We start from the raw sequence: 16790 nt of genomic DNA on the forward strand, positions 1-16790 counted from the left end.
TTGCACCCTCCGCCCAGCGCCATTCTGGTCACCAATCCGACCAGCGAGGGAGCCGGGAGCATGACGAACCGCAGATCGAGGGCTGAGGCCGCCGCAACCACCGCGGAGCCGGGGCTCGATGTCCATTCGATGCGGGAGGCCGCGCGGCGCGTCATTCTCATGGACGGGCCGCAGCCGCAGCTGGACGAGCTGACCGCCGAAATGCGCGGCTACGTCGAGCGCCTGGTCCCCGAGATCCGCACACTCATCACTCACCAGCCCGCCGGGGACATGCCCGCCGAGGTCGCGCAGGTCGGGGTGGACGAGGCGTGGCGCAGGTTGCACACCACGGCAGGCTCCGGCGCCTACGCCGCGTACCGCCGGGCGCGGAAGCCGGCGTCGTCGGTGTCGTCCCTGTGTGACCACTACGAGAACCTCTCCGCCCCGCGAAAGCGGTGAGCGCATTGACTCCGCCCCCTGCATCGGAGAAACCCGCATCGCCCCAGAGTGGGCCGATCCGCAAGGACGTGACCGACGACGTTCTCGCCGACCTCGAGTGGCTCCAGGCCACGCGCGAGATGCGGCTGGACGGCGCGCGCGAGTAGCCCGCCAGGTGGCCCTGCCCGCGTCCGTTGCCGCGGCGGCGCCCAGACGGCACGGGGCAGGCCCCGCGCCGAGCACACACCGAAGGAGCATCACATGACCGCTGTGACCGTGGACCCGCGCCGAGGCCGTGACCTCGTCGAGCCCGAGTTCTTCGACCGGCTCGTCGACTTCTGCGCGAGCGAGTACGGCCTGGAACGCATCGTCGCCGAGCGGGTCCAGGACCAGGCCATCGCCCTCCTCTACGTCATGGGCACCACCAAGTCGGGTGACGTCATGGCACCGTCCGCGTCCGTGGACCCGGGCTGGCACACCTTCCTTCTGCACAGTGTCGAGTACGCACGGTGGTGCGAGCGTAACTTCGGCTACTTCCTGCACCACGCGCCCAACAGCAAGCTCCGCACCCAGGGGCTGATGGTGGACGTCGTCGCCCGGATCCGGGAGGCCGGCTTCCTCGTCGACGACCGCCTGTGGGGCAGGGCCGGAGAGTGCAACCCGCCGACGTGCTGCGGCGACGGGCCCTGCTGCTGACCCATCCGACGGGAGCGGGCCGCACAGCACGGCGGTCCGCCCGCTCGACACAGAACGGAAAGACCGGTGCCGAAGCAGCCCTCCCCCATCAGCACCCGCTCTCGCGTGACGCTCTTCCCCCTCGAAGGGCTCACGGTCGCGTACACCACCCGGTCCGGTGACGCCCGCGGCCTCGGTGACATCGCCATCGTCGCCGTCACCGCCCCGGACATGAACCCCGCGGCCGCCGGCGCCGCTCTGTGGCTCCTCGCCCGCACCAGCTGGGCCGGTACCCCCGGCGAGCAGCAACAGGCCCGGTGGATCCTCACGCAAGCCGTACGCGCCCGCATCGTCCGCGCCCACGATCACCAGGACCTCCCCGACGCGAAGTGGACCGCCGACCTCGACCGGCCTTTCCGCCTCGACGCCCTCTTCGCCAACCACGAGACCCTGCTCACCGGCCGCCTCACGGTCCTGTGAACGACGTGACACCGCCCCGGCCGGCCCGTGAGTTCTGCTGGCCGTTGCAGCGGCCGTTGTCGGTGGCGGCGTCTACCGTGTCCGTCACGATCAGGCAGAGCGGATGGTGTCGGCATGGGTGGGGATCAGGACCCGGTGACGGTCATCGAGGCGGCGTACGCGCAGGCGTGGGACCTTGAGGCGCGGGCGCCGTGGTGGCAGCTGACGGCCGAGGCGGCGCGGGAACGGGATCGCGCGGGGCTGCCGTACGTCGTGGTGTACCGGATCCCGGGGAGGCGGGTTCCGCTGGAGGTCCGGCTCGTCTCCTGGCGGGACCACTACGTCGGCCTGTGGCTCTACGACGACCAGGGCCGCCGCACCGACGAGCTGGACCTGCGGCTGCTGGACGACCAGAGCCGGCTGCTCAGCCGCCGTATCCGCGCGTGGCGGTACACCGGCCCGGAGATGGCGGAGTTCGACGAGTGGTGTCCCCGCTCCAGTATGGAGCTGTTTCCGGACGGCAAGGGCTCCGTTTCGCAAGAACCGCAGGGTACGCGGGGACGGAGGTTCGTCACGTTACCGGGCGCTGACGTGCAGCGTTGGCAGGACCGCCCCGGGTTCGGGAATTGGCCGCTCGTCTCCGTCCTCTGGCAGAGGGTGCCGGGGCCGGTGACGCTCCGGCCCGCGCCGCTCGGCCCGGGTGCGGGCACCGAGGGCGCCGGCGACGACGTCTCCGTCCCCCCTGCATCCTGCTGGCGGCCACCGCAGCCCGGGCGCCCCGGGCCGATCGACGCGCTCTTCCGGCCCGGGACGCGCATGACCGACGGATACCACCCCGAGATGACCGTCGTGGAGCCGCGCCGGTCCGGGACTCTGCGTGTGCCGAGTGGCCTGCTGGCCGTCTCAGGACCGGACGGCCTCTCCGACGACGGGCCCGCCATCACGGTCTCCGTCTCGCCCGGGGAGTACGTGCTCGAAGAAGGCCGGGTTCGTGTGGGCTACGACTGCGAGTGGAGCCAGGGCCGGGTCACCCGTACGGACACCACGGCGGTCCGGCTGCGCATCAGCGAGTCCCCCGCCTTGTCGTGGGAGATGGGACTCGGTCCGGATGACGACCCCCGTCTGCTCGGGGAGCACGAGATCTTCGGCTTCGGTACCGACGGTGCGACTGGCTGCTTCGCCGACGCGGGCGCCTGGGAGTCGCTCCACCGGCTCTTCGAGCGACACCTTGCCCACGGGGAGCCGGATGTCGGCCCGGACGTACCCGACTCCATGTACTTCCTGCGCACTCAGGACGAGGCCTCGGGCGGCGAGCTGGTCGCCTTCGCGACGACCGGCGACGGCATTCACCCCGTATGGGTGGGGCGCTCCGCGGACGGAGACCTGGCCGAGGTGGTGGTGCTGGTGGACGGGATGCCGGCGGTGCTGCAGGACGCCGGTACCGACGCTGCGGAGACGGCACCGGTGTGAGACCGGTGTCCCGGTGGCTCGGCTTCCTGACCGGGCCCGGTCGCGCCGTCGCGCGGCCCGCGCCGGGACACTCGGCCGCTGACCCAAACCGCGGGCCCGGGCCGCCGGCTTCGGGCCGCGCGCTTCGGCCGCTGACCGGGACCACGGGAGATCGCACGTCGCGGGAAGATCCGAGGCCGCGGGAGACCGCATGTCGCGGGGCATCCCGGCCGCTACGAGGAGTCCCTGACCACCAGCTCGGTCGGCAGGACGATCCTCGGCCGCTCCGGGCCGCCGCGGTCGGCGATCTCCCTCAGCAGCAGGCCCGCCATCGTACGGCCCATCTCCTCGATGGGCTGACGGACGCTGGTGAGGGCCGGATCCATGTGGCGGGCCACGGCGGAGTCGTCGAAGCCGACCAGGGCCACGTCGTCCGGAATGCGCCGGCCCGCTTCGCGCAGCACCTGGCGGGCACCCGCGGCCATGACGTCCGAGGCGGCGAAGACCGCGTCCAGCGAGGGGCAGCGGTCCAGCAGTGCGCGCATCGCACGGCGGCCGCCCTCCTCGGTGAAGTCGGCGCGCTCCACCAGCCGTTCGTCGGGCGGCGCGCCGGACTCCGCGAGCGCCTCCCGGTAGCCTTCCAGGCGGCACTGGGCTGCGTAGACGTCGAGGCGTCCCGTGATCGTCGCGATGGTCCGGCGGCCACGGGCCAGCAGGTGGACGACGGCGGCGCGGCCGCCTCCGGTGTTGTCGGAGTCGACGGCGGCGAGGGGGTCGTCGGCCGAGCGGCGGCCGCTGATCACTGCGGGGATGCCCAACTGCTCCAGCAGATCGGGCAGCGGGTCGTCGGCGTGCACCGACACCAGCAGCACACCGTCGACCCGGCCGGCCGCGAGGTAGCCGGCCAGCCTGCGGCGCTCCCGGTCCGAACCCGCGAAGGTGAGCAGCAGTTGCATGTCGGTGTCGGCGAGGGCCGCGCCGACACCGCGCACGATGTCGGAGAAGTACGGCTCGGCGAAGAACCGCGCCTCGGACTCGGGGACGACCAGTGCGATGGCGTCGGTGCGGTTGGCGGCGAGCGCGCGGGCGGCACGGTTGGGTACGTAGCCGAGTTCGGCGACGGCGGCCTCGACGGCGGCGCGGGTCGTGTCACTCACCCGTGGCGAACCGTTGATCACCCGGGAGACCGTGCCCCGGCCCACGCCTGCCCGGGCGGCGACCTCCTCGAGGGTCGGCCTGCCCCCGCCGCGTCCCGAGCCCCTGGCCCCGCCCGGGGAGACCGTGCGCGCCCCGCCCCCCGCGGGGGTACCGGAATCCCGGCGACCCACCATGATCCGCCTCCCGTCCTCCCTGTCCCGAGAACACTACGCGCAGGAAGTCTTGACAGTCCCGCGTGAAGCCGCAACCCTTCAACCCATCACAGATGGGAGCGCTCCCACTCTCCCCGGCCCCTTCACAACCCGTACGTTCCGGCCCGAGCCGCAGCTTCACCCCATCGGCACAGCACACCGGAGGAGTCGGCGGGGGTCGGCACGTCAGGGCACTAGGAGGACGCAATGCGCAGGACCGTAATCCTGGCGGTCGTCGCGGCACTGGGCGCCGGGCTGCTCGCCGGCTGCGCCGAGGACGGCGAGACCACCGGCAGATCCGCCGACGGCGGGGGCGGCGGCAAGGGCAGGACCACCCTCACCGTGGGAGTCTTCGGGGCCTTCGGCTTCAAGGAGGCCGGGCTCTACGACGAGTACATGAAGCTCAACGAGCACATCGAGATCAAGCAGACCTCGATCGAGCGCAACGAGAACTACTACCCGCAGCTGCTCACCCACCTGGGCACCGGCAGCGGCCTCGCGGACATCCAGGCCGTCGAGGTCAACAACATCGCCGAGATCACCGCCACCCAGGCGGACAAGCTCGTCGACCTCGGCGGGACCGAGGGCGTCAGCAAGGACGCGTTCCTGCCGTGGAAGTGGGCGCAGGCCACGTCCGGGGACGGGAAGACCGTCGGGCTCGGCACCGACATCGGCCCACAGGGCATCTGCTACCGCAAGGACCTCTTCGCCGAGGCGGGACTGCCGACCGACCGCGAGGCCGTCGGCAGGCTCTGGGCCGGTGACTGGGGCAAGTACCTGGCGGCAGGCAGGCAGTTCAAGGCCAAGGCGTCCAAGGGCACCGCCTTCGTGGACTCCGCGTCCGGGATCATGGCCGCGGTCACCGGCGGCAGCGCCAAGCGCTTCTACGACGAGAACGGCGAGGTCGTGTACAAGACCAGCCCTGCCGTGAAGGAGGCCTGGGACATCGCCGCCGCCTTCGCGACCGAGGGACTGACCGGCAGGCTCCAGCAGTTCACCCCCGCCTGGGACCAGGGCTACGCCAACGGCACCTTCGCCACGGTCTCCTGCCCGGCGTGGATGCTCGGCTACATCCAGGACAAGAGCGGAGCGGCCGGGAAGGGCAAGTGGGACGTCGCGCCCGCGCCGAAGCCCAGCAACTGGGGCGGTTCGTTCCTGACGGTGCCCAAGGCGGGCAGGAACACCACCGAGGCGGCGAAGCTCGCGGCCTGGCTGACCGCACCCGAGCAGCAGGCGAAGCTCTTCGAGAAGCGCGGCAGCTTCCCCAGCGCCAGGGCCGCCTACTCGCTGCCCGCCGTGTCCGGCGCCACCCACGAGTACTTCGGCGGCGCCCCGATCGGCGAGATCTTCTCCCGGGCCGCCGAGGGCATCCCCGTCACGATCCTCGGCCCCAAGGACCTGGTGATCGCCCAGAACCTCGCCGACATCGGGATGCTCCAGGTCGACCAGAAGGGCCGGTCCTCCGAGGAGGGCTGGAAGGCCGCCGTGAAGGCCATCGACAACGCGCTGGACCAGTGACCGGACGGATGACACCAGTGACCGGCACGGCCAGTGGCACCGCTGCCACCGCGCCCTCCGCGGAGGGGGGCGCGGCCCCGGAGCGGCGGCCCGGGACCCGGGGCCTCGCCGCGGCGGAGCGCCGCCGGGAGCGGCGCAGCCGCTGGTACCGGCGGGATGTGCGGTGGAGCCCGTACGCCTTCGTCGCACCCTTCTTCCTGTTCTTCGCGGCCTTCGGGCTGTTCCCGCTGCTCTACACCGGCTGGGCGTCGCTGCACCGGGTGGAGCTGACGGCCCCGACCGACATGGAGTGGGTGGGCCTGCGGAACTTCGCGCGGCTGCTGGAGGACGAGTTCTTCTGGAACGCGCTGAAGAACACCTTCACCATCGGGGTCGTCTCCACTGTCCCTCAGCTGCTGATCGCCCTGGGCATCGCCCATCTGCTGAACTACAAGCTGCGCGGCTCGATGTTCTTCCGGGTCGCGGCGCTCACCCCGTACGCGACGTCCGTCGCGGCTGCCACGCTCGTCTTCGTCCTGATGTTCGGGCGGGACTACGGCATGGTCAACTGGGCGCTGGGGCTGGCCGGGGTGGAGCCGGTCGACTGGCAGAACGGCGAGTGGACCTCGCAGATCGCCGTCTCGACGATCGTCGTCTGGCGCTGGACCGGCTACAACGCCCTGATCTATCTGGCGGCGATGCAGGCGGTCCCGAACGACCTGTACGAGTCCGCGGCGCTCGACGGGGCCTCCCGCTGGCAGCAGTTCGTGCATGTGACCATCCCGTCGCTGCGGCCGACGATCCTGTTCACCTGCGTCGTGTCGACCATCGGCGCCACCCAGCTGTTCGGCGAGCCGCTGCTGTTCAACGGGGGCGGCGGCGCCACGGGCGGGGCCGACCACCAGTTCCAGACGCTCGGGCTGTACCTGTACGAGCAGGGCTGGGTGAACCTCCATCTCGGCCGGGCCTCCGCCATCGCCTGGACGATGTTCCTGATCCTGCTGCTGATCGGCGCGGTGAACTGGCTGATCGTCCGCCGGCTCCGCAAGAGCACCTAGGGGGCTGACATGCCGACGACCACCGGAGAACCGACCACCACCGGGCCCACGGCCACCGGGCCCGCCGCCGTCCGGCGCCCCCGGATCCGCGCCGGCAGGCAGCTGCACGGCGGACGCGTCACCTACGCCGTGCTGACCCTGTTCACCCTGGGTTCGCTCTTCCCGCTCGTGTGGACGGCGATCGCGGCGTCCCGCACCAACGGCCGCCTCGCCCAGACTCCCCCGCCCTTCTGGTTCGGCGGGAACCTCTTCAAGAACCTCCAGATCGCCTGGACCGACGCCAACATGGGCACGGCGCTGCTCAACACCACGGTCGTGGCGGGAACCGTCGCCGCCGGCACCGTGGTCTTCTCGACCCTCGCCGGGTTCGCCTTCGCCAAGCTCCGCTTCCGGTTCAAGAACCTGCTGATGCTGCTGGTGATCGGCACGATGATGGTGCCGCCGCAGCTCAGCGTCGTCCCGCTGTACATGCTGATCGCGGAGCTGTCCTGGACCGACCGGCTGCAGTCCGTCATCCTGCCCACGCTCGTCAGCGCCTTCGGCGTGTTCTTCATGCGGCAGTACCTGAGCGAGGCGCTGCCGAGCGAGGTGATCGAGGCGGCCCGGGTGGACGGGGCGAGCAGCTGGCGCGTCGTGTGGCACGTGGTCTTCCCCGCCGCCCGGCCCGCGATGGCGGTCCTCGGCATGCTCACCTTCGTGATGGCGTGGAACGACTTCTTCTGGCCGATCATCGCGCTCACCCAGAACGGCAGCCCCACGGTCCAGGTGGCGCTCACCGGACTGGGCCGCGGCTACATCCCCGACCAGTCCGTGATCATGGCCGGTGCGCTGCTGGGCACGCTGCCGCTGCTGCTCGCCTTCGTGGTCTTCGGCAGACAGATCGTCGGCGGCATCATGCAGGGCGCGGTCAAGGGCTGACAGCCGCATCCGTTTCCCTTTCCCCTCCCTTTCCCTTCGCGTCTCCCTCGCGCCTCCCTCGCGTCTCCCTCGCACCTCCATCCCTTCTCCTTCGCGTCTTCTTCGCGTCTCCTTCGCGTCTCCTTCGCACACAACGGGAGCTTCTTCATGTCCGTCAGCTTTCCGCCCGGCTTCCTGTGGGGCACCGCCACCGCCGCCTACCAGATCGAGGGAGCCGTGCGGGAGGGCGGCCGCACACCGTCGATCTGGGACACCTTCAGCCACACACCGGGCAAGGTGGAGAACGGGGACACCGGTGACGTGGCCGTGGACCACTTCCACCGCCGCGCGGACGACGTCCGGCTCATGTCCGGGCTCGGCGTCAACGCCTACCGCTTCTCGGTCTCCTGGCCGCGGGTCCAGCCGACCGGCCGGGGCCCGGCCGTCCAGCGGGGACTCGACTTCTACCGGGCGCTCGTCGACGATCTGCTGGACCACGGGATCACGCCCGTACTGACCCTGTACCACTGGGACCTGCCGCAGGAGCTGGAGGCGGTCGGCGGCTGGCCGGAGCGGGACACCGCGCACCGGTTCGCCGACTACGCCCGTATCGTCGCCGAGGCGCTGGGCGACCGGGTGGATCGCTGGACCACTCTCAACGAGCCCTGGTGCAGCGCCTTCCTGGGATACGCCTCCGGGGTGCACGCCCCGGGCCGCACCGACCCGGTGGCCGCCCTCCGCGCCGCGCACCATCTGAACCTGGGCCACGGGCTGGCCGCCCAGGCCCTGCGCACCGCCCTGCCCGCCCGCGGCAAGGTCTCGGTGAGCATCAACCCCAGCGCGGTCAGGGCCAGAACGGACTCCGAGGCGGACCTGGACGCCCGGCGGAGGATCGACGCGCTGGCCAACCGCGTCTTCACCGACCCGATGCTGCACGGCGCGTACCCCGCCGACCTGCTGTCGGACACGGAACACCTCACGGACTGGTCCTTCGTCCACGGCGACGACCTGGCCGTCATCCGGCACCCCCTCGACTCGCTGGGCATCAACTACTACTCACCGTCAGTTGTATCGGCCGCCACTGACAGTGACGTCCCGCCCGAGCGGAACGACGGCCACGGCGGCACGCGGTCCCCCTGGCCGGGCGCCGACGGGGTCGCCTTCCACCAGGCGCCGGGGGACGTCACGGACATGGGCTGGCCGGTCGACCCGACGGGCCTGTACGACCTGCTGATGCGCTACACCCGGGAAGCACCGGGGCTGCCGCTCGTGATCACCGAGAACGGCGCCGCGTACCCCGACAAGCCCGGGTACGACGGGACGGTCCACGACCCGGAGCGGATCCGCTACCTCCACGGCCACCTCTCCGCCGTGCACCGCGCGATGACCGACGGCGCCGACGTCCGGGGCTACTTCCTGTGGTCCCTGATGGACAACTTCGAGTGGGCGTACGGCTACGGAAAGCGCTTCGGCGCGGTGTACGTCGACTACGACACCCAGGCACGCGTCCCGAAGTCCAGCGCCCGCTGGTACGCCGAGCTGGCGCGGACGGGCGTCCTCCCCGACTGCTGACCCCCGGCACCGCGGCGCGCGCCCCGGCCGGGAGGAGTCCGAGTCGCGCGCCTGCCGGGAGGAGCCACCGGCCGGGGCGCACTGCGGGAGGAGCCACCGGCCAGGGCGCGCTGCGGGAGGCATGCCGTACGGGGCGCACTGCGGGAGGAGTGCCGTACGGCCGCGTGGGTGAGCGCCCGCCGTGCTGCCGCGCACACGCTGCACGGCCCCCCCGCACCGGAACGCGATACGGCGCCGCACCCCCGGCACCCCCGGCACCCCCGGCACCCCCGGCACCCCCGGCACCCCCGGTACCGCGCCGTCGCGTCCGCACCCCGGCACCGCGCCGTCGCGTCCGCACGGCCTCACACCGACGCGCCCCTCCGGCCCCCGGAACCGCCCCTGCCACGCCGCCTGGCGCGCTGCCCGAGCCGGCCCTCAGAGCCTTTCACGGGGCTGCCGAGCCCGATCCAGACCCGGACCTCCGTACCGCCCAGCACCGAGTGCCCGATGCGCACATCGCCACCGGTCGACTCGGCGACCCGCCGCACGATGTCCAGGCCGAGCCCCGTCGACCCGGCCGTGGCACCGCTGTTGCCGCGGGTCAGGGCCGCCTCCGGGTCCGCTATGCCGGGGCCGGCGTCCGAGACGAGCACGATCACGGCGTCCTCGCCGTTGTGCACGTCCACCGAGAAGGCGGTGCCCTCCGGTGTGTGGCGGAAGACGTTGCCGAGCAGCGCGTCCAGGGCGGCGGCGAGTTCGGGCCCGGCCACGGGCACCCGCACCGGGCGGTGCACGCCCGCGAGGCGCACCCTGCGCTCCTCGTCCTCGGCGAGGGCCGACCAGAACCCCATGCGCTCCCGCACGACTTCGGAGACGTCGCAGCCCGCGCCCGGTCCGGCCGCCCGGGTCTGGGGCTTGGCCTCGCGCGCCGTACGGATGATCGTGTCGACCTCGCGCTCCAGCTGCTCGACGGCGGCCCTGGTCTGGTCGGCCGCCGGTCCCGTGCCCAGCGAGGCGGCGTTGAGCCGGAGCACCGTCAGCGGGGTGCGCAGCCGGTGCGACAGATCGGCCGCCAGCTCGCGTTCGTTGGCGAGCAGCTGCACGACCTGGTCGGCCATGGAGTTGAACGCGACGGCGGCGGAACGCAGTTCGGTGGGCCCTTCTTCGGGCACCCTGGCCCCCAGCCGCCCTTCGCCGAGGTCGTGCGCGGCGCCCGCGAGCCGCTGGGCCGGGCGCACCATCCGCGCCCCGAGCCGGTCGGCCACGGCGACGGAGCCGACTACCAGCGCCGCACCGACGCCCGCGAGCACCAGCCAGGCGGTGGCGACGCCGGTGCCGACCTCGGACTCCGGAACGTACACCTCGACGACCGCGATCCTCCCCGACCCGAGCGCGGTGGGCTGGAGCAGCGCGGAGCCGTCGGCGACGTCCGTGACGGAGGCGCGGCCGATCCGCTGGGTGGTGGCGAGGTCCCTGACGGCGGCCCGCCGGGTGCCGATCTCCAGCTTCCGGCCGCCGGTCTCGTCCGAGGCGGGGACGTGCACGGCCATCCGCCCGGCCGCCCCGGCCTGTGTGGAGGCCACGGCCCGCTCCAGCTGGTCCCGGTCGGTGGTGATGGACAGCGTCGGGCCGATCGCGGCGGCCTGCCGCTCGGCGTTGGCGAAGGCCCGGTCCCTGGCCATCTCCTGGATGACGAGTCCGAGCGGTACGGCGAAGGCCAGCACGACCATCGTGGTGACCGCCAGGGAGACCCTGACCAGGGCCCACCTCATGCCGGCGGCTCCAGTTTCACCCCGACGCCGCGAAGGGTGTGCAGATAGCGGGGGCGCGCCGCGGTCTCCCCCAGCTTCCGCCGCAGCCAGGACAGATGCACGTCGATGGTCTGGTCGTCCCCGTAGGACTGCTGCCACACCTCGGCGAGCAGTTCCCTGCGGGGCACCACGACGCCGGGGCGCCCGGCGAGGAAGGCGAGCAGGTCGAACTCGCGCCGGGTCAGGTCGAGCCGGTTGCCGTCGAGCTCCGCCTGGCGGCGGAGAGGGTCGACGGACAGACCGCCGACCCGGATGGCCCTGCCGGGCGGGGCCTCGCCGGCGGCGGCACGCGACCGGCGCAGCACGGCCGACACCCGCGCCGACAGGTGCTCCACCGAGAACGGCTTGGTGAGGTAGTCGTCCGCGCCGTCGTTGAGGAGCCGCACGATCTCCGCCTCCTCGTCCCGCGCGGTCGCGATGATCACCGGTACGTCGGTGATGCCGCGGAGCATCTTCAGCGCCTCGGCACCGTCGAGATCAGGCAGCCCGAGGTCGAGAATGACCACGTCGAACCGGAAATGGGCCACTTCGCGCAGCGCCTCCAGGGCCGTCCCGACGCTCCTGACGCTGTGAGAGGCCTCGGTCAAGTGCCTGATGAGGGCGGAGCGCACGAACTGGTCGTCCTCGACCACGAGCACACTTGCCATGGGCCGCACCGTACGCCATCCGGAGTAACGGAGTCCCCCGGGACAGGAGCCGGGGCCGTAGTGCACTATGGCCCGGATGCGAAGAGCACTCCTGCACGTCGCGGCGTGGGCGCTCGCCACGGGCGCGGCGGTCACGCTCTCCTGGTGGGGTGTGCACACGGTGATGGTGGGCACGGCGTACGACCGGCCGCGCGCCCTGCCCATCGCGGCCGACGCACTCACCCCGCGGACCTCCGCTCCCCGGCCGTCGCCCACGCGGGACCCCGGCGCGCCGAAGCCGTCGCCCAGCCCGCCGTCGGAGCCGCCGTCAGAGCCGCCGTCGGAGCCGGGGCCGTCGCCGAGTGGCGAGCCGGGAGGAGGCGGCGGATCCACGGCGGGGACCCCGCCGGCCGGGAAGCCGGCGGCGACACCCGGCCGGAGCACGAGTCCACCGCCCCGGCCGCCCTCGGGCACGGTGAGGAGTTACACGGTCGAAGGCGGACGGGTCGCCTTCGACATCGGTCCCGTCTCCGCCGAGCTGGTCTCGGCGACCCCGTCGGGCAGCTGGACGATGCAGATCTGGAAGCAGCCGACCTACATCAGGGTGACGTTCTCGCAGAACGGCCGGGAGATCGACGTCTTCTGCACCTGGCACGACACCGCTCCGCGCGTCGAGATCGAGGAACGCTGAGGCCCGCGGGGCGGACGCCCCGCGGGCGGGGCGGGATCGGAGAACCCTCATGGTCGGGGCACGGGGCACGGCGGGCGGGGCACGGCGGGCGGGGGCGACGGGACCGCCCGGCGGGACGCCGGCGGGCGGTCGGCACGGCGCGGGCGCGGCGCGGGTCGGCGGGACGCCCCGGCGGAACCCGGCGCGGGCAGCGGCCCCGGCGCGGGCGGGTAGGGGGCTGGGGGCGGCCGTCCCGTCCCCCTTTCCGGCACCGTCTTCGGCACCGGCACCGGCACCGGCACCATCTTCGGAACCAACAGTCGGAACGCGGCGCGGGCAGCGGCCACAGCGCGGGTGGGCGGGACTGGGCGTCAGCGGAAGACGGAGGACGGCGGTACCGGCGAGGGCTTGGCCGCCGCGTCGGTGACGGCGACCGCGCCGCCGGTGAAATCCCTGAGCGCCTTGCCGTGTTCGACCCGTCCGGCGTGCGGGTCGCCGGCCACCCGGCGGCTCAGTTCGGCCACGGGTAGCGGCCGGTCCGAGCCCGCCAGCACGGCGTTCCCGAAGCGCCGGCCGCGCAGCACGGCCGGGTCGGCGACGAGGGCGAGTTCCGGGAACACGGTCGCGGCCGTGGCGATCTGCCCCCGCAGATGGGTGAGCGGCGGGCCGTCCGCGAGATTGGCGGCATAGGTTCCACCGGGCTTCAGCACCCTGCGCACCTCCGCCAGGAACTCGGTGCTGGTGAGGTGCGCGGGAGTACGCGCACCGCTGAAGACATCGGCGATGACGAGGTCGGCCCAGCCGTCGGGGAGCCTGCCGAGCCCGGCCCGGGCGTCGACGGAGCGGACCCGTATCCGGGCGCCCGGGTCGAGCGGCAGCCGGTCCCGGACGAGCTGGACGAGGCGTCCGTCCACCTCGACGATCTGCTGGGTGGAGCGCGGACGGGTCGCCGCGAGGTACCGCGCGAGAGTGAAGGCGCCACCACCGAGGTGGACCGCGTGCAGCGGCCGGCCGGAAGGTGCGGCGACGTCGGCGACGTGACCGAGGCGGCGCTGGTACTCGAAGGCCAGCAGGACCGGGTCGTCCAGGTCGACATGGGACTGCGGGGCTCCGTCGATCAGCAGGGTCCAGCCGCGGGGCCGGTCGCGGTCGGGTATCAGCTCCGCGAGCCCGCCGTCCACGGCCTCGACGACCCCTTCCGCCGCCCCGGACCGGCCGCGCTGTCTGTTTCTCGCCACCCGCTCATTATCGGCGGACACCGAGTCGGACGCGTACGCACGGTGCGGCGGTCAGCCGCGGGACCCGACGGCCGTCGTCATGCGCGGGGACCGAGCGGCGGCCGACCGCGGCACTCACACCACGACTGCCGGTGTCCGCCCGCCGGCATCCGCCCGCCGGGGAGAGTCGGCCGGGGATGCGCGTGCCGGGGAGAGTCGGCCGGGGATGCGCGTGCAAGGCCGGCGGAGGCTCGCACGGCGGAGACACCGGGCTCCCGGCCCACGCCGGCGAGGAGTGCGCGCCGGGCACGGCTCGACACGGCCGGTTCCGCCTCGAGCGGCGAGCCGCCGGGGGCCTTCGGGCGCGTTGCGAGAGTAGCTCCGTCCGCCCGCGGCCGGGGCGGACTCCCACAACACGCCCACGACCGTCCCGAGTCCGCACAGCCCTTGATGATCACGTGGTGGCCGTACCCGTCCCCGGCGTCCACGCCAGGATCGCGAAGTCACACCGGAGTGCCAGGGCTAGGCCGCGTCAGGCGACGTTCGCCCCGTCGCGACGGTCGCGTCCCGCGAGGTGGTGCAGGCGATCATGCACCTCGCCGTCCGGCACCCAGCTCGCGATGATGTCCATGCCGGGCGCGGTACGCGAAGTAGCCCGGTCAGGCGCCGGGAGTGCCCCAACCGGCCGAAGTGCTCGGCGTGATGTGCGAGTGCCGGTCCCTGATCGGCTACACCGCCCGGCGGAACGCCACCGTCGCGACGCCCGGCACGGCGACTCGCCGCGTCGCCGAACCAACCGGGCAGGCCCACCACGAGGCCGATCCGGCGCCCTGCGCCGCACCGCACCGCACCGAACGCCGCACCGCACCGCCGCCGACGGGCAAACCCCGCCTGACGCGGCACTACTAGATGCTGTCCGCCGCCTCGATCATGCGGGCCGCCTCACCCAGGGCCTCGCGAAGCATCACCGGGTCGGTGAGCGGAACCCGGTCCGCGTCACCGGGGGGCAGCAGCCAGTCGGGGCCCGCAGGCGAGGGCTCCGAGGCGGGCCCCACCGGCGCTTCCGCGGAGGCGCCGGGGATCCGGATGCCGCGGCCCGACGTCTCGGTGCACGCACTGCCCGGCATGTCCCAGCCCGCGGCCGTACCGGGCGGCACCAGGAAGCCGAGGGTGTCGCAGCTGCCGTCGTGGAGCACGGGGCCGACGACGGGGGCGCCGCCGCGGCGCAGGATGTCGACGGCCTCGAGGCCCTGCCGGGCGGGCACCGTCACCAGGTCGCAGGGCCCCTCGGCTCCCCCTGGTCCCGGTACGTCCGCGCCGGGTGCCACGCTGTACTCCCGGGTGGGCAGGTGCTGGGCACTCGTCCGTGAGCCACCGCTGGTCTCCACGCCAACCTCCAACAAGGGAAACCTCCTCGCCGAGCAGGGGCGCGTACCGCGTGCCCGGGTGGTTCAACGCACGTCGGCGTCAAGGGCTACGGCGGCACGCCGCCGCAAAGGGTGGCAGTTCATGGCAGATCACGGGGGAGATATCCCGTTTGCGGCAAAACGCTGCGTGGTGGATCCGTCACAGCAGGTACGTTCTTCCTCCGCCGGAGCCAGGCATCCCGCATCCCAAATGACCGGGAGGACTCCGGGAGTGGCACAGGAGAGGGCTCGGCCATGGCGTCGTCACGGGCAGTTCCCAACCTCAGATTCAAGCAGCTGCGGGGACAGCGCTCGCCAGGCGAGTTCGCCGCACTGGTCCGCCGGGCGGCGCGGGAGATCGGCGAGCAGGTCGCCTGTGACGCCCGTTACGTCGGCCGGGTCGAGGCGGGTGAGATCCGCTGCCCCAACTACGCCTACGAACGGGTCTTCCGCCATATGTTCCCCAGCCTGACGCTGGCGGATCTGGGGTTCTCGGCCCGCGAAGCGGTACGGGGCCGCGCAGGCCGCGGGCGAACGCCTCGGCCTCCGGAGCCGTACAGGACCACTGACAGCACCGGCACCACCGGCACCACTGACACCACCGGCACCACCGGCACCACCGGCACCACCGACAGCACCTTCAACACCTTCAACACCTACAGCGACGAGGAGAGCGACGTGCTGCGTCGCGCGTTCATGACCGGCGGAACAGTCACCCTGGCGTCCGCATCCCTGGGGTTCGGTCCCCTGCCCGGCGCCGAAGCCCTGCGCTCCGACCTGCCCCGGCAGCGGGTCGGCGCCTCCGAGGCGAGTGCCGTGGAGGCCGCGGTGCGGCAGATCCGGCTACTCGACGACCGGCACGGCGCGGACGGGCTCTACCGACGGGCGGCACAACCGTTGCGCGCCGCCTTCGCGCTGCTCGACGCCGGTGCCACCACCCGCGGCTCGACCGCGGACCGACTGGCCGCGGGCGCGGGCGAACTCGCCATCTCCGTCGGGTGGCTCGCCCATGACTCGGGCCGGCTCCAGGACGCGCGCTCCCACTACGCGGAGGCACTGGCGACCGCACGCCTCGCCGGCGACGCGGCACTGGAGGCGCACGCCTTCTGCAACACCTCCTTCCTCGCCCGGGACGCCGGCCGGCACCGGGAGGCGGTGCGCGCCGCCCAGGCGGGGCAGCGCGCGGCGGGGCCGCTCGGCTCGGACCGGCTGCTGAGCCTGCTCTCCCTGCGTGAGGCGGGTGCCTGGGCCGGTCTGGGCGACCGCGCCGGCTGCGAGCGCGCGCTGTCCCGTGCCCATAGGCACTTCGGCCGCGGCCCCTCGGACAGGGACCCGGAGTGGATGTCCTTCTTCGGCGAGCCGGAACTCCAGGCCCTGGAGGCGCAGTGCTGGTCCGCGCTCGGCGACTGGGCCCGCGCCGCCCGGCACGCGCAGCGGGCGGCGGCGCTCCAGGACCCGCACTTCGCCCGCAACCTCGCCCTCTACCGGGCTCAGCTGGCGGCGGACCTCGCCCGCTCCGCGGCCCCCGCCGAGGCGGCCTCGGTGGGCGAGCAGGTGCTCGACGCACTGGAGGGCGATCTCGAGTCCACCCGCATCCGGGCGATGCTCGCCGACACGGCGCGGGTGCTCGGGCCGCGCCGGAACACGGCCGGTGTGGCGGCGTTCCTGGACCGCCACACGGCCGCCGCCCGGTCCCGGGCATGAG

The 16790-nt window shown here is 73.1% G+C and carries 17 protein-coding genes; 12 read left to right on the top strand and 5 right to left on the bottom strand.

The features are described from left to right. The first annotated feature begins 60 nt into the window (after positions 1-60). The 5 genes from DDQ41_RS07535 (at position 61) to DDQ41_RS07550 (ending at position 3021) form a co-directional block, all read left to right on the top strand. A complete protein-coding gene (locus tag DDQ41_RS07535) occupies positions 61-438 on the top strand; it encodes a DUF6415 family natural product biosynthesis protein (protein WP_109293783.1) in 378 nt (125 codons plus the stop codon). Positions 439-443: 5 nt separating this feature from the next. Further along, a complete protein-coding gene (locus DDQ41_RS31190; protein WP_162602632.1) occupies positions 444-584 on the top strand; it encodes a hypothetical protein in 141 nt (46 codons plus the stop codon). A 94-nt stretch (positions 585-678) separates the two neighbouring features. Further along, positions 679-1113 carry a glycine-rich domain-containing protein gene (locus DDQ41_RS31635; protein ID WP_167450242.1) on the top strand — a complete coding sequence of 145 codons (435 nt, stop codon included), beginning with the start codon at positions 679-681 and terminating at the stop codon, positions 1111-1113. A gap of 105 nt (positions 1114-1218) precedes the next feature. Continuing rightward, positions 1219-1572, top strand: coding sequence for a hypothetical protein (locus DDQ41_RS07545; protein ID WP_262508383.1), 354 nt, complete (start codon positions 1219-1221; stop codon positions 1570-1572). A 114-nt stretch (positions 1573-1686) separates the two neighbouring features. Continuing rightward, positions 1687-3021, top strand: a complete 1335-nt coding sequence (locus DDQ41_RS07550) for a DUF4241 domain-containing protein (RefSeq protein WP_109293785.1) — start codon at positions 1687-1689, stop codon at positions 3019-3021. A 212-nt stretch (positions 3022-3233) separates the two neighbouring features. Here DDQ41_RS07550 and DDQ41_RS07555 read toward each other — a convergent pair whose 3' ends face one another. Then, on the bottom strand, positions 3234-4331 hold the full coding sequence (locus tag DDQ41_RS07555; protein WP_394342129.1) for a LacI family DNA-binding transcriptional regulator: 1098 nt from the start codon (positions 4329-4331) through the stop codon (positions 3234-3236). A 225-nt stretch (positions 4332-4556) separates the two neighbouring features. Here DDQ41_RS07555 and DDQ41_RS07560 point away from each other — a divergent pair, with 225 nt between their 5' ends. From DDQ41_RS07560 to DDQ41_RS07575, 4 genes are all read left to right on the top strand, one after another. Next, positions 4557-5867, top strand: a complete 1311-nt coding sequence (locus tag DDQ41_RS07560; RefSeq protein ID WP_109293786.1) for an ABC transporter substrate-binding protein — start codon at positions 4557-4559, stop codon at positions 5865-5867. Between the two features lie 8 nt (positions 5868-5875). Next, entirely contained in the window at positions 5876-6904 is a 1029-nt protein-coding gene (locus tag DDQ41_RS07565) for a carbohydrate ABC transporter permease (protein ID WP_167450243.1), read from the top strand. A gap of 9 nt (positions 6905-6913) precedes the next feature. Further along, entirely contained in the window at positions 6914-7822 is a 909-nt protein-coding gene (locus tag DDQ41_RS07570) for a carbohydrate ABC transporter permease (protein WP_109293788.1), read from the top strand. A 147-nt stretch (positions 7823-7969) separates the two neighbouring features. Further along, positions 7970-9373: a GH1 family beta-glucosidase gene (locus tag DDQ41_RS07575; protein ID WP_109293789.1), complete on the top strand. Its 1404-nt coding sequence runs from the start codon at positions 7970-7972 to the stop codon at positions 9371-9373. A 344-nt stretch (positions 9374-9717) separates the two neighbouring features. Here the strand turns inward: DDQ41_RS07575 and DDQ41_RS07580 are convergent, their stop codons facing one another. After that, entirely contained in the window at positions 9718-11127 is a 1410-nt protein-coding gene (locus tag DDQ41_RS07580; protein ID WP_109293790.1) for a sensor histidine kinase, read from the bottom strand. Next, positions 11124-11813 carry a response regulator transcription factor gene (locus tag DDQ41_RS07585; protein ID WP_109293791.1) on the bottom strand — a complete coding sequence of 230 codons (690 nt, stop codon included), beginning with the start codon at positions 11811-11813 and terminating at the stop codon, positions 11124-11126. Before DDQ41_RS07585 ends, DDQ41_RS07580 begins: the two co-directional genes overlap by 4 nt. Before the next feature lie 67 nt (positions 11814-11880). Here DDQ41_RS07585 and DDQ41_RS07590 point away from each other — a divergent pair, with 67 nt between their 5' ends. Further along, complete coding sequence (locus DDQ41_RS07590) at positions 11881-12483, top strand: hypothetical protein (protein WP_109293792.1); 603 nt, start codon at positions 11881-11883, stop codon at positions 12481-12483. Positions 12484-12833: 350 nt separating this feature from the next. Here DDQ41_RS07590 and DDQ41_RS07595 read toward each other — a convergent pair whose 3' ends face one another. Next, entirely contained in the window at positions 12834-13700 is an 867-nt protein-coding gene (locus tag DDQ41_RS07595) for a spermidine synthase (protein ID WP_109293793.1), read from the bottom strand. A gap of 651 nt (positions 13701-14351) precedes the next feature. On the opposite strand from DDQ41_RS07595, the gene DDQ41_RS07600 reads away from it, so the two are divergent. Next, positions 14352-14588, top strand: coding sequence for a hypothetical protein (locus DDQ41_RS07600; protein ID WP_162602633.1), 237 nt, complete (start codon positions 14352-14354; stop codon positions 14586-14588). On the opposite strand, the gene DDQ41_RS07605 is transcribed toward DDQ41_RS07600, so the two are convergent. Continuing rightward, a complete protein-coding gene (locus DDQ41_RS07605; RefSeq protein WP_245991003.1) occupies positions 14585-15079 on the bottom strand; it encodes a hypothetical protein in 495 nt (164 codons plus the stop codon). The two genes, DDQ41_RS07600 and DDQ41_RS07605, sit on opposite strands and share 4 nt — an antisense overlap. A 261-nt stretch (positions 15080-15340) precedes the next feature. Here DDQ41_RS07605 and DDQ41_RS07610 point away from each other — a divergent pair, with 261 nt between their 5' ends. Beyond that, a complete protein-coding gene (locus tag DDQ41_RS07610; protein WP_109293796.1) occupies positions 15341-16789 on the top strand; it encodes a transcriptional regulator in 1449 nt (482 codons plus the stop codon). The last annotated feature ends 1 nt before the right edge of the window (position 16790 follow it).

Source organism: Streptomyces spongiicola, from assembly GCF_003122365.1.
GTDB classification, from domain to species: domain Bacteria; phylum Actinomycetota; class Actinomycetes; order Streptomycetales; family Streptomycetaceae; genus Streptomyces; species Streptomyces spongiicola.

Coding starts and splice junctions, on each gene's coding strand:
- DDQ41_RS07570 (WP_109293788.1), top strand. CDS start 6,914: ATGCCGACGACCACCGGAGAACCGACCACCACCGGGCCCACGGCCACC.
- DDQ41_RS07555 (WP_394342129.1), bottom strand. CDS start 4,331: ATGGTGGGTCGCCGGGATTCCGGTACCCCCGCGGGGGGCGGGGCGCGC.
- DDQ41_RS07575 (WP_109293789.1), top strand. CDS start 7,970: ATGTCCGTCAGCTTTCCGCCCGGCTTCCTGTGGGGCACCGCCACCGCC.
- DDQ41_RS31635 (WP_167450242.1), top strand. CDS start 679: ATGACCGCTGTGACCGTGGACCCGCGCCGAGGCCGTGACCTCGTCGAG.
- DDQ41_RS07565 (WP_167450243.1), top strand. CDS start 5,876: ATGACACCAGTGACCGGCACGGCCAGTGGCACCGCTGCCACCGCGCCC.
- DDQ41_RS07585 (WP_109293791.1), bottom strand. CDS start 11,813: ATGGCAAGTGTGCTCGTGGTCGAGGACGACCAGTTCGTGCGCTCCGCC.
- DDQ41_RS07580 (WP_109293790.1), bottom strand. CDS start 11,127: ATGAGGTGGGCCCTGGTCAGGGTCTCCCTGGCGGTCACCACGATGGTC.
- DDQ41_RS07550 (WP_109293785.1), top strand. CDS start 1,687: ATGGGTGGGGATCAGGACCCGGTGACGGTCATCGAGGCGGCGTACGCG.
- DDQ41_RS07560 (WP_109293786.1), top strand. CDS start 4,557: ATGCGCAGGACCGTAATCCTGGCGGTCGTCGCGGCACTGGGCGCCGGG.
- DDQ41_RS07535 (WP_109293783.1), top strand. CDS start 61: ATGACGAACCGCAGATCGAGGGCTGAGGCCGCCGCAACCACCGCGGAG.
- DDQ41_RS07610 (WP_109293796.1), top strand. CDS start 15,341: ATGGCGTCGTCACGGGCAGTTCCCAACCTCAGATTCAAGCAGCTGCGG.
- DDQ41_RS07590 (WP_109293792.1), top strand. CDS start 11,881: ATGGCCCGGATGCGAAGAGCACTCCTGCACGTCGCGGCGTGGGCGCTC.